This is a genomic window from Rhodococcus sp. MH15, assembly GCF_019266045.1.
Classification (GTDB): domain Bacteria; phylum Actinomycetota; class Actinomycetes; order Mycobacteriales; family Mycobacteriaceae; genus Rhodococcus_F; species Rhodococcus_F qingshengii.
Window position 1 is genome coordinate 1,220,324 of the sequence record NZ_LPNP01000080.1, and the last position, 22,166, is coordinate 1,242,489.

The 22,166-nt window shown below is 61.7% G+C and carries 21 protein-coding genes; 12 read left to right on the top strand and 9 right to left on the bottom strand.

What is annotated here, in order from left to right:
• The first annotated feature begins 103 nt into the window (after positions 1 to 103).
• Positions 104 to 2,386 (top strand): ATP-dependent DNA ligase, encoded by a 2,283-nt coding sequence (locus ATN37_RS28750; RefSeq protein WP_003940540.1) that lies wholly within the window; start codon positions 104 to 106, stop codon positions 2,384 to 2,386.
• On the opposite strand, the gene ATN37_RS28755 is transcribed toward ATN37_RS28750, so the two are convergent.
• Positions 2,286 to 3,827 carry an MFS transporter gene (locus ATN37_RS28755; protein WP_058037852.1) on the bottom strand — a complete coding sequence of 514 codons (1,542 nt, stop codon included), beginning with the start codon at positions 3,825 to 3,827 and terminating at the stop codon, positions 2,286 to 2,288. The genes ATN37_RS28750 and ATN37_RS28755 overlap by 101 nt on opposite strands.
• Positions 3,828 to 3,904: 77 nt before the next feature.
• On the opposite strand from ATN37_RS28755, the gene ATN37_RS28760 reads away from it, so the two are divergent.
• Positions 3,905 to 4,552, top strand: a complete 648-nt coding sequence (locus tag ATN37_RS28760; RefSeq protein WP_165639107.1) for a TetR/AcrR family transcriptional regulator — start codon at positions 3,905 to 3,907, stop codon at positions 4,550 to 4,552.
• A gap of 4 nt (positions 4,553 to 4,556) precedes the next feature.
• Here the strand turns inward: ATN37_RS28760 and ATN37_RS28765 are convergent, their stop codons facing one another.
• Positions 4,557 to 5,279, bottom strand: a complete 723-nt coding sequence (locus ATN37_RS28765; protein WP_064443874.1) for a MerR family transcriptional regulator — start codon at positions 5,277 to 5,279, stop codon at positions 4,557 to 4,559.
• Positions 5,280 to 5,387: 108 nt separating this feature from the next.
• Between ATN37_RS28765 and ATN37_RS28770 the strand changes: the two genes are divergently transcribed.
• The gene (locus tag ATN37_RS28770; protein WP_165639108.1) at positions 5,388 to 6,611 is read left to right on the top strand and encodes an erythromycin esterase family protein; all 1,224 of its coding nucleotides are present in this window, start codon (positions 5,388 to 5,390) and stop codon (positions 6,609 to 6,611) included.
• A gap of 5 nt (positions 6,612 to 6,616) precedes the next feature.
• On the opposite strand, the gene ATN37_RS28775 is transcribed toward ATN37_RS28770, so the two are convergent.
• A complete protein-coding gene (locus ATN37_RS28775; RefSeq protein ID WP_165639109.1) occupies positions 6,617 to 7,726 on the bottom strand; it encodes a serine hydrolase in 1,110 nt (369 codons plus the stop codon).
• A gap of 250 nt (positions 7,727 to 7,976) precedes the next feature.
• Here ATN37_RS28775 and ATN37_RS28780 point away from each other — a divergent pair, with 250 nt between their 5' ends.
• The 3 genes from ATN37_RS28780 (at position 7,977) to ATN37_RS28795 (ending at position 11,227) form a co-directional block, all read left to right on the top strand.
• Positions 7,977 to 8,510: an NlpC/P60 family protein gene (locus ATN37_RS28780; protein ID WP_020970417.1), complete on the top strand. Its 534-nt coding sequence runs from the start codon at positions 7,977 to 7,979 to the stop codon at positions 8,508 to 8,510.
• 65 nt (positions 8,511 to 8,575) lie between these two features.
• Positions 8,576 to 9,616: a response regulator gene (locus tag ATN37_RS32825; RefSeq protein WP_256933495.1), complete on the top strand. Its 1,041-nt coding sequence runs from the start codon at positions 8,576 to 8,578 to the stop codon at positions 9,614 to 9,616.
• A gap of 108 nt (positions 9,617 to 9,724) precedes the next feature.
• The gene (locus ATN37_RS28795; RefSeq protein WP_306300763.1) at positions 9,725 to 11,227 is read left to right on the top strand and encodes a DUF4153 domain-containing protein; all 1,503 of its coding nucleotides are present in this window, start codon (positions 9,725 to 9,727) and stop codon (positions 11,225 to 11,227) included.
• Positions 11,228 to 11,300: 73 nt separating this feature from the next.
• Here ATN37_RS28795 and ATN37_RS28800 read toward each other — a convergent pair whose 3' ends face one another.
• Complete coding sequence (locus tag ATN37_RS28800) at positions 11,301 to 13,637, bottom strand: arylsulfatase (protein ID WP_218695937.1); 2,337 nt, start codon at positions 13,635 to 13,637, stop codon at positions 11,301 to 11,303.
• Between the two features lie 205 nt (positions 13,638 to 13,842).
• Between ATN37_RS28800 and ATN37_RS28805 the strand changes: the two genes are divergently transcribed.
• A complete protein-coding gene (locus tag ATN37_RS28805) occupies positions 13,843 to 14,511 on the top strand; it encodes a TetR family transcriptional regulator (RefSeq protein WP_218695939.1) in 669 nt (222 codons plus the stop codon).
• 35 nt (positions 14,512 to 14,546) lie between these two features.
• A complete protein-coding gene (locus tag ATN37_RS28810; RefSeq protein WP_030534931.1) occupies positions 14,547 to 15,464 on the top strand; it encodes a TauD/TfdA family dioxygenase in 918 nt (305 codons plus the stop codon).
• 1 nt (position 15,465) lies between these two features.
• On the opposite strand, the gene ATN37_RS28815 is transcribed toward ATN37_RS28810, so the two are convergent.
• The 4 genes from ATN37_RS28815 to ATN37_RS28830 form a co-directional block, all read right to left on the bottom strand.
• On the bottom strand, positions 15,466 to 16,428 hold the full coding sequence (locus ATN37_RS28815; RefSeq protein ID WP_083057105.1) for a formylglycine-generating enzyme family protein: 963 nt from the start codon (positions 16,426 to 16,428) through the stop codon (positions 15,466 to 15,468).
• A 176-nt stretch (positions 16,429 to 16,604) separates the two neighbouring features.
• Positions 16,605 to 17,582 (bottom strand): tyrosine recombinase XerC, encoded by a 978-nt coding sequence (gene xerC / locus ATN37_RS28820; RefSeq protein ID WP_256933496.1) that lies wholly within the window; start codon positions 17,580 to 17,582, stop codon positions 16,605 to 16,607.
• A gap of 238 nt (positions 17,583 to 17,820) precedes the next feature.
• A complete protein-coding gene (locus tag ATN37_RS28825) occupies positions 17,821 to 18,231 on the bottom strand; it encodes an ImmA/IrrE family metallo-endopeptidase (protein ID WP_218695942.1) in 411 nt (136 codons plus the stop codon).
• A 6-nt stretch (positions 18,232 to 18,237) separates the two neighbouring features.
• Positions 18,238 to 18,738, bottom strand: coding sequence for a hypothetical protein (locus tag ATN37_RS28830; protein ID WP_218695944.1), 501 nt, complete (start codon positions 18,736 to 18,738; stop codon positions 18,238 to 18,240).
• A gap of 154 nt (positions 18,739 to 18,892) precedes the next feature.
• Between ATN37_RS28830 and ATN37_RS28835 the strand changes: the two genes are divergently transcribed.
• The 4 genes from ATN37_RS28835 to ATN37_RS28850 all read left to right on the top strand — a co-directional run bounded on the left by ATN37_RS28835 (position 18,893) and on the right by ATN37_RS28850 (position 21,363).
• On the top strand, positions 18,893 to 19,114 hold the full coding sequence (locus ATN37_RS28835) for a helix-turn-helix transcriptional regulator (RefSeq protein WP_218695946.1): 222 nt from the start codon (positions 18,893 to 18,895) through the stop codon (positions 19,112 to 19,114).
• A gap of 489 nt (positions 19,115 to 19,603) precedes the next feature.
• Positions 19,604 to 20,344: a hypothetical protein gene (locus ATN37_RS28840; protein ID WP_218695948.1), complete on the top strand. Its 741-nt coding sequence runs from the start codon at positions 19,604 to 19,606 to the stop codon at positions 20,342 to 20,344.
• The gene (locus tag ATN37_RS28845; RefSeq protein WP_218695950.1) at positions 20,341 to 21,126 is read left to right on the top strand and encodes a phage antirepressor KilAC domain-containing protein; all 786 of its coding nucleotides are present in this window, start codon (positions 20,341 to 20,343) and stop codon (positions 21,124 to 21,126) included. The genes ATN37_RS28840 and ATN37_RS28845 overlap by 4 nt, the downstream gene beginning before the upstream one ends.
• Before the next feature lie 33 nt (positions 21,127 to 21,159).
• Positions 21,160 to 21,363, top strand: a complete 204-nt coding sequence (locus tag ATN37_RS28850; RefSeq protein ID WP_218695952.1) for a hypothetical protein — start codon at positions 21,160 to 21,162, stop codon at positions 21,361 to 21,363.
• On the opposite strand, the gene ATN37_RS28855 is transcribed toward ATN37_RS28850, so the two are convergent.
• Positions 21,360 to 22,040 (bottom strand): hypothetical protein, encoded by a 681-nt coding sequence (locus ATN37_RS28855; protein ID WP_218695954.1) that lies wholly within the window; start codon positions 22,038 to 22,040, stop codon positions 21,360 to 21,362. The two genes, ATN37_RS28850 and ATN37_RS28855, sit on opposite strands and share 4 nt — an antisense overlap.
• Positions 22,041 to 22,166: the final 126 nt, after the last annotated feature.

Here is a 22,166-nt window from a genome sequence, read left to right on the forward strand (position 1 = left end):
GTCTTGCCCGTGGCCTGGCACAGCGGCAGGTTTCCGATCCATCAGATTTCTACTGCCAGACGCAGCGCTATCCAGACACAGTGCTATCCAGCACAATGAGGAGATGGCAACGACGGATCGGGGTCAGATCACGCTCGATGGCACAACGGTGTCCGTGACCAATCTGGGCAAGATTCTCTACCCCGAGAGCGGCACCACGAAGGCCGAAGTCATCGACTACTACACCCGTATCGCCGCAGTCATGCTTCCGCATGTCGTCGGTAGACCGGGTACTCGAAAGCGTTGGCCCAATGGCGTGGACGGTCAGTCCTTCTTCGAGAAGAACCTGGCGTCGTCTGCCCCGCAGTGGCTCACGCGTGCGTCGCTGCAACATTCTGATCGTGTCGTCACTTACCCGGTCTTCGATTCCGTTGCATCCCTGGCGTGGCTGGGGCAGCAGGCCGCACTCGAATTGCACGTTCCCCAATGGCGATTCGACGGTTCCGAGCGTGGTCCGGCGACACGACTGGTATTCGATCTCGACCCGGGCGAAGGCGTCGGATTGACCGAGTGCGCCGAGGTGGCGAGGTCGATTCGAGATCTGGTCGCAACTCTGGGGTGGACTGCCTATCCGGTAACCAGTGGTAGCAAGGGAATTCACCTCTACGTTCCACTGGATCGAGCCTTGGACGGCAGCGGTGCGTCGACTGTCGCCAAGCAGATCGCCACCGGACTCGAGAAGCTTCACCCGGATCTCGTCACCGCGACGATGGCTCGAAATGTGCGGGCAGGCAAGATTTTCGTGGACTGGAGTCAGAACAACGCAGCCAAGACAACCATTGCGCCGTACTCGATGCGCGGTCGCGATCAACCCTATGTTGCCGCGCCGCGCAGTTGGGACGAACTCGACGATCCGAAACTACGACATCTGTTGTTCGACGAGGTTCTGGAGCGCGTCGAATCCGATGGTGATCTGCTGGGCGATCTGGATCCGCCGGTCTCGGCGGCTGTAGCCGACACGTTGACGCACTATCGCAACAAGCGGTCGGCCGACCGGACGCCGGAGCCGATCCCTGCTGCGGTGACCAAGGAGACAGCGGGCAATACCTTTGTGATTCAGGAACATCACGCCAGACGATTGCATTACGACGTTCGGCTGGAGCGGGATGGTGTGCTCGTGTCCTGGGCTGTTCCGAAGGGCGTGCCGACCAGTGCCGGAGAGAATCGGTTGGCCGTGCACACCGAGGATCACCCGCTCGAGTACGCCACGTTCTCGGGCACGATTCCGAAGGGGGAGTACGGCGGCGGTTCGATGACGATTTGGGATTCCGGGACGTACGAGACCGAGAAGTGGCGTGAAGACGAGGTGATCGTGCGCCTGAGTGGGAAACGGGTGCAGGGACGCTTCGCGCTGATCCGGACGAAGGGTGACCAGTGGTTGATGCATCTGATGAAGGATCAGAACGCGAGTTTCGGAACGGAGTTTCCCAAGAATCTCGAGCCGATGCTTGCCACCGCTGGAACGCTCGAAGGTCTCGACTCGCAGGAGTGGGCTTTCGAAGGAAAGTGGGACGGGATCCGAGTGATTCTCGAATATCATTCGGGCACAATGTCACTTCGCAGTCGCGCGGGTAACGACAAGACCGGGGACTATCCCTCCCTTGCCGGGTTGGCCGAGGTGCTGGACGGTCATGACGTGGTTCTCGACGGTGAAGTGGTGGCGTACAACGACGCGGGGGTCACCGATTTCGGTCTTCTCCAGCGAGGTGGGGAGCCGGTGTTCCTGGCCTTCGATCTTCTGTACCTCGACGGAGTGTCTTTGCTGCGGAAATCCTACTCGGACCGGCGCACCGTGTTGAATGCGTTGGCGGGCAAGGTCGGTGAGCTCGAGGTACCTCCACAGATCGAGGGCACGGCGGAGAACGCGTTGGAGGTGAGTACCGATGCCGGATGGGAAGGGATTGTCGCCAAACGTCGTGCATCGGTCTACCTTCCGGGGCGGCGTGGGTCGAGTTGGATCAAGGTGAAGAACTGGCGCACTCAAGAGGTGGTGATCGGAGGGTGGCGCACCGGGCAGGGCAATCGAGCACAGGGGATCGGGGCGCTGCTCATGGGAATTCCGGGTGAGGATGGATTGACCTACGTTGGGCGCGTCGGTACCGGCTTCAGTGATCGCGACTTGGAGTCTTTACTTGCGACACTGGAACCGCTGCGTCAGAAGGAAAGTCCGTTCGGGGAGGAACTTCCAGCAGATGACCGCAAGGGTGCGGTGTGGGTGAGGCCGGAACTCGTCGGTGAGGTGCGGTTCATGGATTGGACGAAGACCGAGCGTCTGCGTCATCCGAGTTGGCGAGGTCTGCGGGAGGACAAGAAACCGGGCGACGTGGTGCGGGAAACAGTGCAATGACGGCCAACGCACCGACGAACGCGACTGCGGCACAGATTTGGATTCCGGTACTCATCGCCGAGGTGTAAGCCTGGTTCGCTGCGTCGGTCAAGGCACTCGCGGGGGGAGCGCCGGCATGGATCTGCGCCGGATCGGCTGTGGAAGTGCCGACTCCGGGTTCGAAGCGGGACCGGAAAACGGTGGCTACGACCGTCCCGATGACGGCGACGCCCAGAACTCCACCCAACTCTCGCACGACGCTGTTGATCGAACTGGCCATCGAAGCCTGCTGGGGCGCAACCGAAGACATCGACGTGGTTGTGGCCGGAGCCATGACCAACCCCATCCCCGCGCCGACCAGTGCCATGATCGCAGCCAGGATTCCGAACGGTGCGTACCTATCTGCTGCGATCGACAGGACCAACAGTCCCGCGGACATGACTGCGAGACCGGTCGCGATCGAACTGCGCACGCCGAATCGGCCGACCATACGATCGCTGCTGGAGGCGACAGTCGCCATCACTATCGCAAACGGAACTGCACCGACGCCGGCGACCAATGGACCGTAACCACGAACTAATTGGAGGTATTGCGTGTACGTGAAGAGAACTCCGAAAAGGGCGAAGAATGTTACGGCCAAGATGGCATTGGAGGTGCTGAACACTCGACTGGTGAAGATGCGCACGTCGGTCATCGGCGCCGAGGCCCGCAGCTCCCACCAGACGAATCCGGCGAGAAGTGCTGTTGCGCTGACGATCTCCAGCACCGTGACGGGCGACGACCATCCGCGAAGGCTTGCCTGGGTGAGGGCATCCACGATCAAAGCCAGTCCGCCGGCGGACAGCAGGAGTCCGGGGATGTCGAACGAACCCTTCGTGATCCCTCTTGCCGGGGGCACAAGAAAAACCGTCGCGGCGATCACACCGGCGACCAGTGGGACGTTTATCCAGAAGACGCTTCCCCAACTGAAATGTTCGAGAAGTACGCCACCGGCCACGGGGCCGATCGCGATTCCCAGTCCGGCGGTTGCAGACCAGATTCCTATCGCCCGGCCTCTCTCGTGCGGGGCGAACATCGAGACGACAAGTGACAGCGTCGCCGGCATGACCAGTGCGGCGGCTGCCCCCATCACTGTTCTCCATCCGATCAGCTGCATTGACGTGTGAGAGAGGGCAGCGAAGGCTGACCCGAGGGCGAACAAGGTGAGGCCGGTCAGAAGTATCCGACGGTGACCGAATCTCGCGCCGAGTCCACCTGCCGTGATGAGCAAGGCGGCGAACGCCAATGTGTATGCGTTGGTGATCCATTGCAGGTCGACGGTGGTCGCCCGCAGTTCGCGGGCAAGGGTCGGGATAGCGGTGTTGAGGATGGTGTTGTCGATCGTGACTACGACGAGGGATGTGCAGAGGGCGCCCAGTGCTGCCCATCGTCGCCGGTCAGTGGGTTCGAGGGAATTCATCATGTCCTTACGAATGTAACCTTACGAATGTTTAGTGATGAGAACGTACCCCCACGCCTTACATGTGTAAAGTTTGTCGGGTGAGTGATGTTTCCGAAGATGCCGATGAAACTGGGACGGGTGGTTCTCGGAGTACTCGCGCCCGAAATCCGAGAGGAAGCGGCGCACGGCTCCGCGGAGAGATCGTCGCCGCAGCGGCGACGCTCATCGCCCGCACCGGATCGGATCAGGCGGTGACGCTCCGATCAGTCGCTCGCGAAGTCGGGATATCCGCACCATCTATCTACGGACACTTTTCCGATCGCGATGCCATTGTCGAAGCGGTGGTCTCCGAATCGCTGGAGCAGTTGCATCTCGCCGTGGCCGACGCCGTTTCCGCACACCCCGACCCGGTCGAGGGTCTGTATGCCGGGTGCTCGGCATACGTCGAGTTCGGCATTTCCGAGCCCGCTCGGTATCGGGTCTTGTTCGGGTGGTCCAGGCCGAAAGGTCAGTCACCACAATCGGATACGCGAGGACTGGCCGCCTTCAACACGCTGGTGACCAACCTCGACGCGTGCGTCGCCGCTGGGAGGTCGGCCAGCACAGACACTTTTGTCGATGCGGTATCGATCTGGACTTCGCTGCACGGACAGGTGATGTTGCGGGCCGATCTTCCGGAATTCCCGTGGCCGTCGACCGACACCGTCGGTGAGATGGTGAGGAGCCTTGCGCGGCTTGTGAACTGACGCCTCAACCGTTTGCTGATCGGCAACCAGGCGAGGTCTGATCCAGCATCGTGAGATAGGCATCGAGCTGAGCCGCGCCGGCGAGAAGGTTGCGACTGCGTGTGGTCAGCCGGTCCTGCCAGGATTCGAGGAACGCTGACAATGCGTCTGCTCCGCCGGCCTCGCGCAGCGAATCGAGAAACTGGGCGACTTGCGACAGCCGATAGCCACCGCGCCGCAGCTGCCGTGCGATCTCGGCGTCGCGCACACACTCCGAACCGTATTCGCGATAACCCGTTGCCTGTTCGCGCTCGGGGCGCAGGATGCCATGCTCTTCCCACGTGCGCAGTGTCGCCGGGTGAACGCCGAGACGGCGCGCCAGCTCACCCACCGTCAGCGCTGGACCGTGCACCAGTGCCGGTGCCATGGTGGACAGAGTCCCCAGCGCTGTGGCTACCTCGGTGCGAGTTTTTCGCTCGGCGAGCAGCGTCACGTGCGCACTGTCGATCAGGCGGTAGGCGGACTCGGTGTCGCCCTGGTTGGTTGCCCGCATGATTTCCGTGGCCCGCTGGTGCCCGTGACCGCCGCGCAATGCGAGGAAAGTGCGCAGGGCTTGCGCGTGCACTGGGGTGTATCGCCGGTAGCCGTAAGTGCTGCGCTCGGTCGGAGGGAGGATGCCGGCATCGTCGTAGTTGCGGATCGCCTGTGCGGACAACCCGTGTTCACGGGCAAGGTCGATGGGCCGCACTGATCACCTCCGATTGAGGCTTTTCACGTCATACCCCAGGTAATTGCCGGTAAAAGTTTAACCGGAATCTTCAACGATACTGTCGAAGGCAGTCCACCTTCGAAAGGGATGATCATGTCCACTGCCCCAGCGCTGAGTGAGTTCGGCCGCCAACTCGAAGACGCGGCAAGTCTTGGTCGTGCCGTCGACGAACTGCTCGCAGCGCGAACCGAGGTGCCGGCTCTGCTCGCTCTCGGCGAGCCGACTCATGGGATCAAGGCTTTTCCGTTGCTGCGCAACGAACTTCTCGGCCAACTGGTCGAACGAGGATATCGGTCGATCGTGCTCGAAACAGATGTCTTTGCGGCTTTGCTCGTGAACGACTACGTGAACGGGGGAGAGGCGGACATCGAGAAGGTGCTCGCCACAGGCTTCAGCCACGGATTCGGTGCGGTACCGGGAAACCGCGAACTCGTCGAATGGCTACGCGAGTACAACCACGGCCGCGCTCCGGCCGACCGAGTTCGCTTCTACGGCTTCGACGCTCCGGTGGAGTACTCCGGCGCACCGAGCCCACGTGGCGCGCTGTCTGCAGCAGGTGACTTCCTGCCCGCTGCGATGCGGCCGCACTCGTTCGACGACATCGACCTTCTGCTCGGGCAGGACCCCGACTGGACCAACCCGGCGGCGATGTTCGAACCGGCTGCGTCCGTCGGCAACTCCGATCAGGCTCGTGCCCTGCGCATCATTGCGGACGACCTCGCCAGCGTCCTGCGGCGCGCCGCACCTGTGCTGCGGCCCGCCGACCCGGGCGGATACGACCTGGCCCTCGCACACGCACGCACCGCTGTAGGTCTTCTGCGCTACCACGCCGCGATGGCGAGTTCCGCTCCTGATCGTATCGGCACTCTGCTCAGTCTCCGTGCCGAGATGATGGCCGAGAACCTGCTGGCCGTCGTCGCCCAGGAGCAGCGACGCGGGCCGATCCTGCTCTTCGCACACAATGCCCATCTCCTGCGAGTGCCGTCCGACATGCCCGTCTACGGCGACGTGGTCAGCTGGGGGAGCGCCGGCTCACTTGTCGGACTTGTCCTCGGAGAGCGCTACGTATTCGTGGCAACCGACGCCAACCCCGACAGTGATCCGGGCACTCTGCAGGGAGCGTTGGCCGATGCGACCAGTCGGCGTGCCCTGTTTCCGACCCCCGCACTTCGCGCAGCACTTGACCTGTCCGTCACCGCGGGAGAGGCGATCCTGCCAGGGCATCTGCCGCTGAAACCTTCGGAGTTGGACGGCGCCGACGCGGTCATTTTCGTCGCGGACACTGATGGAAAACGTCATCAATACTGGTAACAGCGTCAAGGGCAGAGTGCGTGCGAGAGTATCGCGACGGTGTCCGGCTGGTCCTTCGGCGTCGACGTCAGCGTCACAGTGAACGCGCGGTCCGGCGTCGCACCGGACAGTGTGTAGTACCCGTAGATCCCACCACTGTGGCCGGTATAGGTGACGCCGCAGGGAAGTTCGGTGGCGCCGACGCCCATCCCGTACCCGAGCCCCTCGGCTTCGGTGGCGCCGACCTGAGGGGTGGTCATCTCGGCAAGCTGCTCGGCCGGCACCACCTGCCCGTCGAGTAGCGCGCGCCAGAAGGCGTTCAGGTCTGTGCCCGTCGAGACCATCGCTCCGGCAGACCAGGGGATCGACGGTTCCGTGCGGGAAACGTCGGTCAGGCCACCGTCGAGATCCTGATAGCCCGTCAGGTGATCGCCCCTGATGTCGAGCTCACCGGCCGGCGGGAGGTACGTGTCTTCCAAGTCCAGCGGATCGAGTATCCGAGACCGGAGTTCATCGGCGTAGCTGCGGCCACTCACGGATTCGACGAGCATTCCGAGAACGATGTAGTTGGTGTTGGTGTAGACGAACGACGTTCCGGGGACGAATTGCGCCGGTTTGCCGAGGGCGATGGCGACCGCGGCGGACGGCGTCAGCGTTCGGTTCTCGTTTGCTGCAATCCATTCGTCGGCGCCGGGTTCTCCGGCGAACTCGGGAAGGCCGCTGCGATGTTGCAGCAGTTGCCGCACGGTGATCGCGCTACCGTCGATGCCACTGCCGTCCATGTCACTGCTTTGCAGTAGGCCCGGGAGATACTGCTCGATCGGTGCGTCGAGGTCGACCTTGCCCTCGGCGACCAACTGCAGAACGAGCGAAGCTGTGAATGTCTTTGTCACACTTCCGATCCGGACGCGATCATTCTTGCCGATCGAATCGCCGTTGGTCCGGTTGGGCACGCCGCTGGTCATGACAGCCGTCGTGGTGCCGTCGTCGAGTGTTGCGATCGACCCGACGACACCCGACCTGGTGAGTCCGTCGAGATCCGATTGAATCTCCACTGCGCGCTGGAGCGTCGAGCAACCGACGAGTGCCGTGGTGGCTCCGATGATGACCGCGGCGACGAGCAGGTATGGGCGCATGAGTCGAATCTATGGACCTTGTCGTGCCGCGGGATCCAGGAAATCCCCCATCATTCCCTGATCTTCTGCCAGCCCGGGACGTAAGGCCCGTTTGTTCAAAACCGACAAATCGGATCAATCATTCCTGTCCGAACACCACGTCCACGCCGTTAACATCCGAACGAAGTGTTTGTTTTCACGTGTCTTACCAGTTCACGGCTATCGAGGTGCGCTGCCGCGCGCCGAAACGACTCCCACGAAGGACGGATGCATGAAGAAGTCGACACTCCGCACGGGAACGGTCGCGGCTTTGCTGACCGGAAGTGTCCTGTTGCTCTCCGCTGCCCCCGCCTCAGCCGACCCGGGAAGCCTCGGTAGCGGTGGCAGTAGCGGGAGTTCCGGAAGCTTGGGAAGCACGGGCAGCATCAGCAGCGGATCAGCCGCCCTTCCGATTCCGAGTCCGGCAGGGCTGATCGCGCTGGCAGCGGCGAGCACTCAGACCGGAAAGCCCTACCAGTGGGGCGGCGTCGGGCCGAACTCGTGGGACTGCTCCGGGCTGGTGCAATGGGCGTTTCGGCAGGCCGGCGTGAATCTGCCACGGACCAGCCAACAGCAGGCCAACGTCGGACAGCCGGTTCCCCGGTGGGCCCTCGCCCCCGGCGACGTCATCACCTTCTACCCCGGTGCGACGCACGTCGGCATCTACGCTGGGTTCGGAATGGTGTTCAACGCCTACGGAGTTGGTGTTCCGACCGGACTGACGCCCCTGGCGGATCTGCCGATCAATAACATCCGCAGGTTCTAGAACCTGCACAGAACCTTCACAAGTCCTCCCAGGTTCATCCACGAGGGCCGAATACAGTCAGTTCCATGAGTCAGCGAAGAGTGCTCGTGGTCGACGACGAGGTCAGCATCTGCGAGTCCATCGCGGCGAGGCTGCGTGCCGAGGGCTACGACGTCGAGCTGGCGTTCGACGGTCCCAGCGCGGTGGCCCGCTGCGAGCAGATGGACGCAGACCTGGTGGTACTCGACGTGATGATGCCGGGATTCGACGGACTCGAAGTCTGCCGCCGCATCCAGGCCGTGCGCCCGGTGCCTGTGCTGATGCTGACCGCTCGCGCCGATGAAACGGACATGCTGATCGGTCTCGGCGTCGGGGCCGACGACTATCTGAGCAAGCCGTTCAGCATGCGTGTGCTCGTCGCCCGGGTGCAGGCTCTGCTTCGGCGTGCGGATCGCGCGGAGCACGCTGCTCGCCCGGTGGCCGACCTCCTCGACCGCCGCGAGTTGATCGGCAACGTCTCCCATGAACTGCGCACGCCCATCACCGCTTTGCAAGCCATGCTCGAGAACGTCGTCGACGGTGTCGAAGAACCGGATCCGGCGATGATGAAATCGGCGCTGCGGCAAACGGAACGACTGGGCGCGCTGGTAGCCGACCTTCTCGATCTCTCGAAACTCGAGGGTGGCGCAATGCCGTTGAAACGCCGCCGTTTCGAGGTCGAGCCGTTCCTACGCGAGCTGTCGAGTGTGAGTGCGGGCGACATCGAGATAGACGTCAAGCCTCCACAATTGTCCGTGGTCGCCGATCCGGATCGCCTCCACCAGGTGGTGACCAACCTGGTGGACAATGCGGTTCAGCACGGGAACGTCGACACCAAAGTTGTCATCCGAGTACGTACCGGCAGCGCGGGGGAGTTGGTGCTCGACGTCCACGACGACGGCCCCGGCATCGAACCACAGGCCCGTGAGCGAGTGTTCGACCGCTTCATCCGCGGCGGCTCGACCGACGGAGGCACCGGACTCGGCCTCGCGATCGCGAAGTGGGCGGTCGAATTACATGACGGCAGGATTGCCGTCGTCGATGCCCCGTCGGGTTGTTGCATTCGAGTAGTGCTGCCGCAGAACTGAATCAAAGTCCCTGACGAGATCGAGAGATCTCGCGATGGCGCGTGTCTTCATCGGCATTCGTCTGTACTTCCGACCCTGAAAAATTGAACCAGACACATAGGAGATCACATGAGCGCTCCGATAGTAATTCCACCGAAACCGCCGATGCCGGCCGTAAAACCCAAGCGTTCCAGCCGGTTCTGGCGTCCCGATCGCACTTCGATGGCCACCCGCTCGATGCTCCTCGGCGCGGCCGCAGTAGGGGTGCTTGCGGCCCTGATCCTCGACCCAGGGTTCGCGAGTATCGCGTACGTGATCGTGGGTGCCGGTGTGGTGATCGTCTTCGGGATTCTGACGCCGCCGCGGATGACCGTGACGCAGTGGGTCGCCGCCATCGGGATGCTCGCACTGCTGGGTGTTGCCGCCGTTCGCGGTGCGGAGTGGTTGGTGTTCCTCTGCGTCGTAGCTGCGTGGGTTCTGTTCACGTGGACTCTGATCGGCGGGCGGACGTGGACCGGAATACTTCTGGGAACGGTCGCTCCCTGGCGGGCACCGCACCGGACGGTCAACTTCGTTCGTCGTCGAAAACTTGCTACCCGCTCTGCTCCGCGGGTGCCGGCGGCGCGAGTTGTCGTCGTAAGCGCAGTATCGATTATTCTCCTGCTGATTTTCGGATCTTTGTTCGTGAGTGCGGATCCGGAGTTCGCGAAGATCTTCGACGGCTTCGCTCCGGCCATCTCGGTGTCGAACCCGGGAGCACGGATCTTTGCCGGCGTCGTGATGGCGTTCGGCACGCTGGTTGCGGTGTATCTGCGCCGCAGAACGCCGACGGTGGACGCGTTTGCACCTGCGCAGGCGACGCCGTTGCCGATGTGGGAGTGGGCGGTCCCGCTCGGAGTACTCAACGTGCTGTTCCTCGGTTTTGTTGCAGTACAGACGAAGACGCTGTTCGGGGGAGACGAGCACGTACAGGTGACCGATGGACTGACCTATGCGGACTATGCGCGTGAGGGTTTCTGGCAGCTCATGGCGGTTACCGTGCTGACGCTGCTCGTCATCGCCGTCGCAGTGCGGTACATCGACCGCCGCGACGCTGGATCGAGGCGTCTTGCCCGCGGACTGCTGGGTGCCCTGTGTGTTTTCAGCCTGGTGATCGTGGCGTCCGCTGTGCACCGGATGTGGTTGTACGAGAATCAGTACGGTTTCACGGTGCTCCGGGTCAGCGTCTTCGCGACCGAGCTGCTTCTTGGCTTCGTGTTCGTGTTGTTGCTCGTCGCAGGTATTCGGATGTCCGGGAAGTGGCTGCCCACAGCTGTTCTCGCCACTTCGTCCGTCGCGCTGCTGGCCTTCGCGGTGTTCAACCCCGACGCGTACATCGCGCAAAAGAACGTGGAACGGTTCGAGGGCGGCAAGAGCATCGACGTTTCCTACTTACGCGGGCTCTCCGTCGACGCGGTACCCGCCTTGGATCGTCTACCGGAACCGCAGCGTTCGTGTGCCTTGAGCAGATATCGATTCGGAGTGCCGGGCACCACTGCGCCCTGGGAGTTCAACGCAGCGCGTGAGAAGGCCCGCGACGTCCTGGAAGCTCGCCCGGTGGGGCCGTGCCTGCAGATGTACACGGTCGGATAGACGCAGGGCGATTGTGCAGCCGCACGGCAGATATCGCGCGCGGCTGCACAATCGGCGAGCGTCGCCTGGTCGATCAGTGCACGGCGAGTGAGATTTTCTCCCGTTCCTCTGCGGACACCACGTCTCGGGTGGATCGTAAGTCGACGGTCACGCTGTGGAGTTTGCCGCCGTAGCGGAACGTGCCCTTCTCCGCAAACTCCTCCGCCACCGGGCTTCCCCGGTTGATGCCGACGTCGAGCTGTTCGTTCATGCTGAAGATCGCCCGAGTGGTCTTCTCGATCCGGCCTTCGGAGATCACCTCGCCGTCGACAATCAGGGTGGCGGTTCCGCCCTTGCCGATTCCGCCGCCGTCGTACTCGAAGTGGACGGACACCTCGCGTGCATCGGGTGCCAGCGGGTTGCGCCCACGCACGAAGGTCCGACCACTGCCGCTGAAGTTGTAGCAGTAGACGGGGACGGAATCGAGTATGTACAAAGCGAATCCGCCGAACCGGCCACCGAGGCTGACCAGCATGCCGTCGGCGACGCTACCCAGACTTGCGGTCAGCGTGTACGAGCGGTTGAAGAACGTCGGCGCGGCTTTCTCGACCAGACCGTTCATGTGTGGGTACAGCGTGAGGGTCTTGCGGCCCATCATCGGATGCGGGGGTCGTGATTCCGCGGTGGCGTGGCGACCGACCGTTCTGTCGTCCAGCGGCAGCACCTGATATTTGGCCGCCTCGACGAGGAACTTTTCCTTGAGCCGGGCGAGGATCTCGGGATGCTCGTCCGCGAGATCGCGGGCCTGCGACCAGTCGACCGAGGTGTCGTACAGCTCCCAACGGTCCTCGCTCATCGGTGTGAGCTCGAGGCCGTGAGTGGCCATCAGCCAGGGTGCGCGGTGGGCCGTGACTGCGGTCCAACCGTGATCGTAGATTCCGCGGTTGCCGAAGATCTCGAAATACTGTGTGGTGTGGCGCTCTTCGGCGTCGGGCTCGGCGAAGGTGTAGTTCATCGCCACGCCTTCCATCGGTTTCTGGGTGACCCCGTCGACGCTGGTCGGTGCCGGAATACCGGCAGCTTCCAGGATTGTCGGCGTGATGTCGACGCAGTGATGCCACTGCTCCCTGATTCCTGGCTTGTCGATCCCCTTGGGCCAGTGGGTGATCAGACCGTTTCGGGTACCGCCGTAATGGGACGCAACCTGCTTGGCCCACTGGTAAGGGGTGTCGAGAGCCAGAGCCCACGACGCCGGATAGTGCGGGTAGCTGGTTTCGGTCCCCAATTCGTCGTAGCGCGCCAGTACGTCGGATGTCGCACTCTTGTAACCGTTGAGGCCGGCGAGGTAGTTGAACGAGCCCTCCATTCCGCCTTCCGCGGAAGCGCCGTTGTCACCCATCATGTAGAGCACCAGAGTGTTGTCGAGTACACCCATGTCCTGCAACCGGTCGACGAGCCTGCCTACCTCGTCGTCGGTGTGCTCGAGAAACGCCGCGTACAACTCCATCAAACGGGCCGAGACCTTCTTCTGGTCGTCGTCGAGTTCGTCCCAGTGTGGGAGCCCTGGAGCCCAGGGGGCCAATTCGGTGTCAGGAGCGACGACGCCCAGTTCCTTCTGCTTTTGGAGGGTGATCTCGCGTTGGCGATCCCACCCGTGATCGAATTCGCCGACGTACTTGTTCAGGTATCGGTCCGGAACCTGCAGTGGAGCGTGGCACGCGCCGAAGGGGAGGTAGCAGAACCACGGCTTGTCGGGGTCCATCGTGTTGACGCCCTCGACCCATTCGATCGCGTGGTCGACGAGATCCTCTGACAGGTGGTAACCCTCCTGTGGTGTCTTGGGTAAGTCGACCATCGTGAAGTCCTCGTAGAGAACCGGGGTGAACTGGTCGGACTCGGCACCGAGGAAACCGTAGAACTTGTCGAAACCCTCACGGACCGGCCAACGGTCGAACGGCCCGGCAGCGGTGGTCTCCCACGTCGGGGTCTGGTGCATCTTGCCGAAAGCACCTGTCGCATAGCCGTTTCCCTGTAGGACGCGTGCGACCGTGGCGGCAGAGGCGGGGCGGGTCCCGTTGTATCCCGGTGCCGCGTTGGCCATTTCGGAGATGACACCCATACCGACACTGTGGTGGTTGCGCCCGGTCAGTGTGGCGGCACGCGTCGGCGAGCACAGAGCCGTGGTGTGGAATCGGCTGTATTTCACGCCGGTTTCGGCCAAACGCTCGGCGGTGGGGGTGCGGCACGGGCCACCGAACGCGGAGGGTGCGCCGAATCCGACGTCGTCGATCATGATCAGCAGCACGTTCGGGGCCCCGGCCGGCGGGCGAAGCGGTTCCGGGCGGGTGTACGGGGGATTCTGATCGGGGTAGTACACGGCGGCCGCGACGTTCGGCGTCTCGGGAATGATCGGAATGGAATGGCGATTCACCAGCAGGCTCCTTGGCGTGTGCAAAACCGGGCGGATTAAGCAGTCGTCTTAATCTGGAGCGTATCGATCGGAATTCAGTTGGCGGCGTATGTCTCGTTGACTGGGACAACTACCCCCGTGAGTGGTTAAGGAGTCCCTGCACTCCCTAACCGCGCGTAGGGGGTGGGGCTTGCGGAATTAAGACAGTGACTTATATGGTCGGTGTATGCCCGCTTCGTTGGATGCCAAGAACGCCATGATCGCCGTCGCCGAGCGGATGTTCGCCGAGCAAGGTATTCACGAAGTGTCCATGCGGGACGTGGCGACTGCGGCCGGGCAGCGCAACAACTCTGCAGTTCAGTATCACTTCGGTGGGCGAGACGGTCTGGTGCTGGCCGTATTCCGGCATCGGATGGATCAGATCAACGCAGCGCGACTGACGTATCTCGACGACATCGACGCCAGTGGGCGGACCGACTTGGTCCGTGCTTTGGTCGAAGCCTTTCTGTACCCGCTGGCAGATTTTCTGGCGACGGTCGACGGGGCCAACTATGCGCGGTTCATCGCGAGAATTTCACCGTCAGTGGATACACAGAGTGCTGAGTTTCGCGAGGTCAGTGAAGGAATCAACGAGGTAGTCGGCAGGTTGACGCGGGCGTTGCCGCATCTGCCCCGCCGCGTCGCGGTTGAACGGATCGATCTGACGTTCAACATGAGCGTCTCTGCTCTGGCCATCTTCGAGCAGCGCCGCGAAGACGAAAACCCCGTTGTGCAGGCAGATTTCGATACGACAGTGGATCATCTGGTCGATCTCGCGGTAGGAGCACTGACCGCGCCCCAAAGCGCACACAAACGCACACGAGCAAAGCGGGTGCACGCGTCGACTGACGTGTGACCCCGCGACACGACACGACAGGACGGAGTCATTCGATGGCTACCCTTACATCCTCACGAACAGTCCAAATCGGCAATCACACAATCGAATTCGGACCACGCGGAATGAGGCGAAACCCGGAAGGCGTTGAATCGAGGCCGTACGAGCGGTTCACTCTGACACCCGTCACACCGTTCATCGGTGCCGAGATCAGCGACATCGACCTGCATGATCCGTCGGAGGAGCAGATCGAGGACGTGCGTCGGGCCCTGCTCGAATGGAAGGTCGTGTTCTTTCGGGACCAGCCGATTTCGAGCGTGAATCATCGTGACTTCGCTGCCCATTGGGGCGAACTCGAGGTCCATCCACTTCTCCCACAGGGAGAGGTCCCGGCAGTCGTCAGATTCGAACGCGGAGAGGACAGTCCAGGAACGGAGAACATCTGGCACGTCGACGTCACCTGGACGAAGACGCCGCCGCTCGGTTCAGTACTTCGGGCGATCGACGTACCGCCTGCCGGTGGTGACACGCTCTGGGCCGATATGGGTAACGCCTTCGACTGCCTCCCCGACGAGATCAAGGACTTGATCGACGGCAAGGACGCCATCCACGATTTTGTACCGTCCTTCGGACGCGGCATGAGCCCGGAGAAGTTGGAGCAGATGAAGGAGCAGTACCCGCCGGTTCTGCATCCGATGGTGCGTAAGCATCCGGAGACCGGGCGTAAAACTCTGTTCGTCAACAGCCTCTTCACCACCCACATTCCGGATATGGATCCTGTCGAAGGCAACGATCTGCTCAACCTATTGTTCGCGCAGGTCAAGGTCCCGGACTTTCAGTGCCGCTTCAAGTGGGCGCCGAATTCCATTGCCTTCTGGGACAACCGGGCCACCCAGCACTACGCTGCGAGCGACTACTTCCCGCATCGTCGCGTCATGGAGCGGGTGGCCATCCTGGGGGACGTGCCCTTCTGATCTACTCCTGCGGAATGCGGATGATGCACCGGAAGCCGACGTGGCAGGTCGAGGACTCCTCGGATTCGCCCTGCCGCGCGGCGGGGCGGTATCGCAAGCAGTAGTTCGGTGCACACAGATGTGAGCCGCCTTTGATCACCCGTCGTGCGTAGGGTTCGCCCACCAACGCCTCCGTGGCGAACTCCGCTCGGGGATTACGAGGAATGCAGCACGACGAGGCCGGCGCGACGTTCTTGGAACTGTGGGCGTGGTCGGACGTGTAGTGATCGGCCGTCCATTCCCACACGTTCCCGGCCATGTCGAACAGTCCGTAGCCGTTGGGCCGGAACTTTCCGACCGGAGCGGTGCGCTCGTAACCGTCCTCGAGCAGATTCTCCCAGGGGAACTGGCCCTGCCACACGTTGCCACCGGGTCGCCCGCCCGGAGAGTCGTGATCGCCCCACACGTACGCCTGGCGATCGAGTCCACCGCGGGCGGCAAACTCCCACTCGGCCTCGGTCGGGAGTTCCTTGCCGGCCCACGCGGCGTAGGCCTGGGCGTCGAAGTACGACACGTGGGTGACGGGGTGCCGTTCACGTCCCCCGATGTTGCTGTCGGCGCCCTCGGGATGGCGCCAATCGGCGCCGGGAGTGAACGACCACCACTGGGTGTAGTCGTCAAGTGAAACCGGGCCGGGTGGCGAATTGAAGACCAACGATCCCGGGACGAGGAGGGCTGGATCGGCCTCGGGATAGTCGGCGGCGTCCGGGGCGATTTCAGCAGTGGTGACGTGGCCGGTTGCCTTCACGAAGCGTCGGAACTCGGCGACCGTCACCGCCGTCGTGTCCATCCAGAATCCGTCGACGGTGACCTGGTGAACTGGGCGTTCTTCCGGATAGAAGTCTTCGGAGCCCATCCAGTACGTCCCACCCGGGATCAAAGACATGTTCTTCGGGGGAGTTGCCGTGGAGTGAGGCGTCGTCATGAATTCAAGAATGGCACGTTGGTCACGCCGATGTGGGGAGAGTCCCACCTGGTGCCCTCGGCAGGATTCGAACCTGCGACCCTTCCTGTCGCAGGTTCAAATTCAGGTACTTCCTGGTAGTGGCTGTAAATCGAGTCCATCTGGACTCTGAACTCAACTAAAACTCAACGCTTTGCCTAAAGTCCCTGCGCTGCAGCAGATTCCAAAATTTCGGCGACTTCATGCCTGATAGTGCCACGAGACATGTACTTGTCCTGCGTCATTGAAACCTTGGCGTGACCGAGCTGATCTGCCGTCGCGCGAGCCGTCAGCTTTGCGTCATCGAGAATCGTCGCCACAGTTCGCCGGAAGGTATGTCCGGTAACCCAGTCGAGCTCGAGCACTTTACGGACTCGACGCCACTGCTGATTGAACGCGTCCGGATCTCGCAAGGTGCCCTTCGCACTCGGGAACACGACGTCGTCATCGCTCGGTCCTGCCGCCAACTTGCGGGTGCGCAACATTGAGATCGCGTAGTCCGGCAGCGCGAGAACGCGGTGACGATTCTTCGGGTCGAGCTCGGCCGTCGTGCGGACCATGCCCTCGCCAGGAACGCGGGAGACCTTGCCCGTCAATGCAACGGTCTTCCCTTTGAAGTCGATATCCGGCCATGCGATGCCGAGCAGCTCGGACATGCGAACGCCAGTGGCCGTGAACATTGTGATCGGGTCGGCCAGGTCTGCGCGCCGACAGTAGTCGGCGACGGTAGGCACGGAGTACTTCGACCCCTGCAGTGGAGGGCACTCCAACTTGGACTTGCGCACATCGACGAGCAGCTTCGACAACTGCTCAGGAGTGAGAGACCTAGGTGTCTTCTTTGCGGTGGACTTCGCGCCCTTGGTGTCGCGGACGAGGTTGGATTTCATGGCTCCGAACCTGACTGCCATTCCGAGCATTCCCGACAGAACTGTGCGCGTCGTCTTGAGATTGCCGGGGCCGTTTTTGACTTCGATGGCGCGCAGGAACGCTTCTAGTCGTTGCGTCGTCAATTCGCGCAGACGGACGCCGCCCAGGCCGTTCTCGATGAACTTGGCAACTTCGTCATAACGCGTGAGTGTCCGGTGTGCCTTCTTGTCGGCCACGAGTTCGACACGGTACGCGGTCCACAGTTCCATCACTGAGGTATCCGTTGTGATCGCGTCACTGCCTTCGATATGTGTCCTAGTTGCAAGGTGCTTCGTCAGCTCTCGCTCGGCCGCAGCGCCAACCTTGTCGTACACGCCGGCGGGGGAGTAGCGGCGCGCCTGCCTCGTTACTCCGTCATGGTCCCTCACTCGGCAGTTTGCAAACCAGTGGCCAGGTTCGATCTGGTGGCGCTTAATCTTTCCCCAAGTGCCAATTAGGAGTGGCGGCCTAGCCATTGCGACCTCCATTGCGGTTCTGTCGCCTTTGCATTGATTGCCAGGCGTAAATCATCGGTGCGGTAACTCCGAGCTGTACCGCGAGAGTCGGGACATGCGGCCCGTACATTCGTTCAGTCACTTCGTAGTCGTACGAATTAATCAGCAGCTTTGCTGCAAATTCATCAGCCATACGCTCCTGGCGGATAGCAATGATCGAACCCGGCTCGTCGTCGTGTTCGTGGCCGTAGTGGGCATGCCCGAGCTCGTGGCCGAATGTATGCGCCTTTTGTCGAGACTGAAGTCGAGTATTGAGAACGATTCGCCGTTTGGAATGGATGTACCGTCCCCACTGGTGACCGGGTAGGAATCGCTCGACCACGGTGATTTCCATGGATTTTGCAGCGGTGTATAGCTGATCCATGGGTACCTATATGTCGTACTTCGACTCGTCGTCATCCTCGTCTATGTCCTGACCCGGCTCATGTGCCACATAGGGCAGGTCGAGGTCGTCGATTTCATCGTCAACCTCCTGGGGTGGATTTGTGCGAGTCAACTGATGCACATTGTCGGAGCTCCCCGTACGTTGCGACTTCCCTGCGTATTCATCGATAGGCATCTCAAATGCTGGATGGCTGCCGGCCAGCATTCGACGGAGGACCTCGTCAGCGATCTGTTCGTCCGTGACTCCACGGAGAGCGGTCATTGGATCGACCTGCTTCGCATACTCTGGCGCAAGGTAGCCGGTCTCCACCAGGGCGCCAACCGGGTTGGCCCCATATGCGATCGCCAAGGAGATTACCGCCTCGGCTGGGATCTTCCCTCGCTCAACGTAATTTGCAAGAGACCTCGGTGCGACTCCGGACCGGCGCGCAACACTTCGCACGCTCTCATCTCCCCAGAGTGATTGCATCCACTTCGTGTGATCCATGCGTGTCACTATGCCAACCCATTGATAGGTGCGCAAGTTTGGCACACCCTCAACCTGGTGAAACACATTCATGGAATTACATGTTTGCCAATCAGGCTCACCATGTGCTTGACTGGCACATGTCAGGCAAGAGAGGCACGGCAGGGAGGTGAAAATGATCCGCCTAGATCCCGAGGTTCTTGACGACGCTCGTCGCATATATCGACTGAGTAGCGATGAGAAGCTCGCCCACAAGCTAAATCTTTCGGGTAGCACGGTCGCCAACCTGCGATCGGGACGCACGACCCCCACGATTTCCACACTGATGGCACTCAAGAAGGCCACTGGCAGGCCACTGGACACCCTCGTTCAGGAAATTGCCATTCCGGCCGCATAGGCCACTCTCGCAACATCTTTCGCCAGGCGACCACCTGGCGCGACCTTTGACATCTTCATAGTGAACAGACCGACCTGGCGAGCGCGCCGCTCATACACCTGCCAATGGTTCAAAGGTGCAGACCCGCAGCAACATTCGACACTGTGGAGGTAACGCGCCGACCGATGCCGCCAGGTCCAATTTTCGCCTTAAACCTCATCCGGCACGAAATGGAGGTGACATGACTCTTCTCAATATCCATGGAATCAGTGAACGTACAGGGGATTCCCCGCAGCGCATTCGGGTGCTCCGAGTTGAAGGTCACGAGTTGTACTCGCAGGCCTGGAAGACGGGGACCGCTCAAAGCTCCCCTCTGAAGCTCGAGTCCGAGATCGTTGAAGCATGGGTGGCTAAGCAGCGCGCCGCCACAACTCACTCACGCTCCGCATGAAAAAGCCGTCATCTGCGCGAACAGATGACGGCCAACCGAATCCCAAGCAAAGGAATCTGATGACAGAGACTACCGCACAACCGCTTACCAGTGAAGACATCATGGCGGCAGTGATCGACGCACTCAACAACAACACCATAGACGTGATGACTTCAGCCAAGCCGAATCGCTTTCGCCTGATTAGTAAGCCTGAGCAGGCGGCGCGTGATCGACATCCCGCAGGGCGAGCAAACCGCAGCCCCGCCGCCCTCGACGTTGCACCGCCCAGCTACTCGCTCGGCCCATGCACGGCAGAAGAGTCGCGACGTTTCGCGCGCATACTCCGCGACCTACTTGCTGCGCTGGATGGGGAGATCGTCGTTGCGGCCTTCGTCGGAGAGTGCGAGACCGATCTGCTGGACCCCGAACGACAGGAAGTGCACCGCGTTCGCGAGTTCCTGAATGGCCGGATCACTATGCGATCGGAGCTGAGCAACCTTCGCGGTTGCGCTCTGGCAGTTCTGGATTCCCTCGCGGACCAGTTCGAGACGGGTGCTGATCACAGTTCTTCTCCTTCTGTTGATGGTTGTGGTGACCTAACAGTAGGAGAGGCCGGATCCGTCGGGGGCGCCTCGGTGTCCTCGACGGGCAAGGTCGACGATCCAAAGATCTCGGCGCGCTATGACCGAGCGCTGAACATGATTGCGATCAGCGTCGACGGCGAGGATGCCGTCTACCTCCCGCGTGACGACGCATTCACCTTCATGGATGACATCGCCCAGGCGCTCGAGGTCCAGGCGAAGCTCGGCGGTGCGGCATGAGCATCGAACTGTTCTCCTATGAGTCCACCGAGATCCGGACCGTCGACATTGACCGACAGCGATGGGCAGTCGCCGCCGACATCTGCCGAGCGCTCGACATCAAGGACGTGCGTCGAGCAGTCGAGCGGCTCGACGAAGCTGATCGGCGTTCTACGCCAATCAGGTCCGTCGGACAGAACCGCAACATGTGGGTCGTGTCCGAGGATGGCGCAACCGATCTCGTCCTCGACTCCCGCAAGCCCGAAGCTCGCCGCTTCCGTCGCTTCCTAACCCACGAGGTGTGGCCCGCAATTCGGGACACAGGCACCTACTCCACGGCGCCGGCACTCACGGGCCCCGCTCTCTTGGCGCAGGCCGTTATCGAGGCTCAGGCGATGCTTGCAGCGAAAGACGAGCAGATCGAGGCGCAGGGCGCACAGATTGCAGCCCTCGAGCCGAAGGCAGCGTACGTCGACATCTTCGTTGCCGGTAGCGATGTGATGACGGTGCGCACGGTCGCCTCGACGCTCGGCGTAGGGGAGACGTGGCTACGCGCCGAGTTGATTGCACGCAATTGGATCTACGCCGAAAAGTCGTCCAGGTTCTCGGAGAAGCACGGCAAAGTCGTACCCCAGACGCGCTACTCCGAATACGCCGACAAGAAGGCATATTTCCAGCGTTGCGAGGCTCATGACGCTCCACGGTTTCGAGGCGAGGTCATGCACACGCTCAAGATCACTCCCACTGGTGCGCAAGCGATTGCACGTGCGGTCGGACGCTGGACGAAAGAGGCTGCAGCATGAATGCTATCTCGAATAGATCGGAATTTTCGTGCCATGAAATGGAATCCGGGCGAGCTGACACGAGAGCAGCGGCAATCTTGCCTCGTCCTACTGGGCGGACTGTCCGGGGAGGTTGCAGCATTTCAGCGGAGCGAGCTGGGGTCCGGTCCGGAAGTTCTGGCGCTCGACTTCGCGTATGCAAAGGTGGCGGCGATGATCGACGACCGAATGTCGTCGATCCTTCAGGCCTACGACTAGCTTTCGAGCGCCAAGCTGACGCCTTGCTCGATCGCGGTCGTTGCTCCCGACATCAACAAAGGCATGCCAGCGCGAGTCCAGAATCGGGAGAATCTATCTCGCCAGGTCGCGTCGGTCGACCCCGAGGCCTCGGCGCGGGCAAGTTCGGCATACAGGCGGTCGACAGCCTGGCGAAGCGCGAAGTCTCCGAGAATTTCATACTCGTCGATGCAGCGCCTGCAGTGCTCAGCGACAGCAAAGAGATGCGCCTTGAGTTCGTTCGGCATCTGTATATCTTCGTGAAGCGCTTCCAGGATTTCGGTCACCAGATCGGATATCGACGAGCGCTCCTGCTGGGATGCGACTGGTACCAACGATCCGATGACTTCGATCAACGCTTCGAGCGTATCGAGGTCCCCTTGGTCGAAAGTCGAGGCACGGTTTGTCCAGCCGTCTGGATAGGAAAGAACCATCGCGGTCCAATTTGGATATCTGCGTCGATACAGTCCCGTATTGCGCCCGGCTGCTTCCATTGCGGACAGCAATTCTCCGATCTCCGAGAGATAGCCGACCGCTCGGATAACCCGCGATACGCCATCCTGATTTTGCATAACTCGCATGTCGGTAGCAGAGCGACCGGAACCTCTCGGATCCCACTCTTTCAGGGCTTCGTGAAGAAGCTGCGCGGGGTTTGCCATGGCGTGGAGTTTACCCCAGCAAATATTGGGGTGACGTCGACAAAACAACGCGCCCGCACGCGCACAACCGGTGCGAACTCGACCCCACAAACGCCGGTGGCGTAACCCAAGTACGGCTTTCGCCGG

Bases quoted from the DNA above. Each gene is read 5' to 3' on its own strand.
- ATN37_RS28750 (WP_003940540.1), top strand. From the start codon at position 104: ATGGCAACGACGGATCGGGGTCAGATCACGCTCGATGGCACAACGGTG.
- ATN37_RS28755 (WP_058037852.1), bottom strand. From the start codon at position 3,827: ATGATGAATTCCCTCGAACCCACTGACCGGCGACGATGGGCAGCACTG.
- ATN37_RS28770 (WP_165639108.1), top strand. From the start codon at position 5,388: ATGATCATGTCCACTGCCCCAGCGCTGAGTGAGTTCGGCCGCCAACTC.
- ATN37_RS28775 (WP_165639109.1), bottom strand. From the start codon at position 7,726: ATGCGCCCATACCTGCTCGTCGCCGCGGTCATCATCGGAGCCACCACG.
- ATN37_RS28780 (WP_020970417.1), top strand. From the start codon at position 7,977: ATGAAGAAGTCGACACTCCGCACGGGAACGGTCGCGGCTTTGCTGACC.
- ATN37_RS32825 (WP_256933495.1), top strand. From the start codon at position 8,576: ATGAGTCAGCGAAGAGTGCTCGTGGTCGACGACGAGGTCAGCATCTGC.
- ATN37_RS28795 (WP_306300763.1), top strand. From the start codon at position 9,725: ATGAGCGCTCCGATAGTAATTCCACCGAAACCGCCGATGCCGGCCGTA.
- ATN37_RS28805 (WP_218695939.1), top strand. From the start codon at position 13,843: ATGCCCGCTTCGTTGGATGCCAAGAACGCCATGATCGCCGTCGCCGAG.
- ATN37_RS28810 (WP_030534931.1), top strand. From the start codon at position 14,547: ATGGCTACCCTTACATCCTCACGAACAGTCCAAATCGGCAATCACACA.
- ATN37_RS28815 (WP_083057105.1), bottom strand. From the start codon at position 16,428: ATGACGACGCCTCACTCCACGGCAACTCCCCCGAAGAACATGTCTTTG.
- xerC (WP_256933496.1), bottom strand. From the start codon at position 17,582: ATGGAACTGTGGACCGCGTACCGTGTCGAACTCGTGGCCGACAAGAAG.
- ATN37_RS28825 (WP_218695942.1), bottom strand. From the start codon at position 18,231: ATGGATCAGCTATACACCGCTGCAAAATCCATGGAAATCACCGTGGTC.
- ATN37_RS28830 (WP_218695944.1), bottom strand. From the start codon at position 18,738: ATGGATCACACGAAGTGGATGCAATCACTCTGGGGAGATGAGAGCGTG.
- ATN37_RS28835 (WP_218695946.1), top strand. From the start codon at position 18,893: ATGATCCGCCTAGATCCCGAGGTTCTTGACGACGCTCGTCGCATATAT.
- ATN37_RS28840 (WP_218695948.1), top strand. From the start codon at position 19,604: ATGACAGAGACTACCGCACAACCGCTTACCAGTGAAGACATCATGGCG.
- ATN37_RS28845 (WP_218695950.1), top strand. From the start codon at position 20,341: ATGAGCATCGAACTGTTCTCCTATGAGTCCACCGAGATCCGGACCGTC.
- ATN37_RS28850 (WP_218695952.1), top strand. From the start codon at position 21,160: ATGAAATGGAATCCGGGCGAGCTGACACGAGAGCAGCGGCAATCTTGC.
- ATN37_RS28855 (WP_218695954.1), bottom strand. From the start codon at position 22,040: ATGGCAAACCCCGCGCAGCTTCTTCACGAAGCCCTGAAAGAGTGGGAT.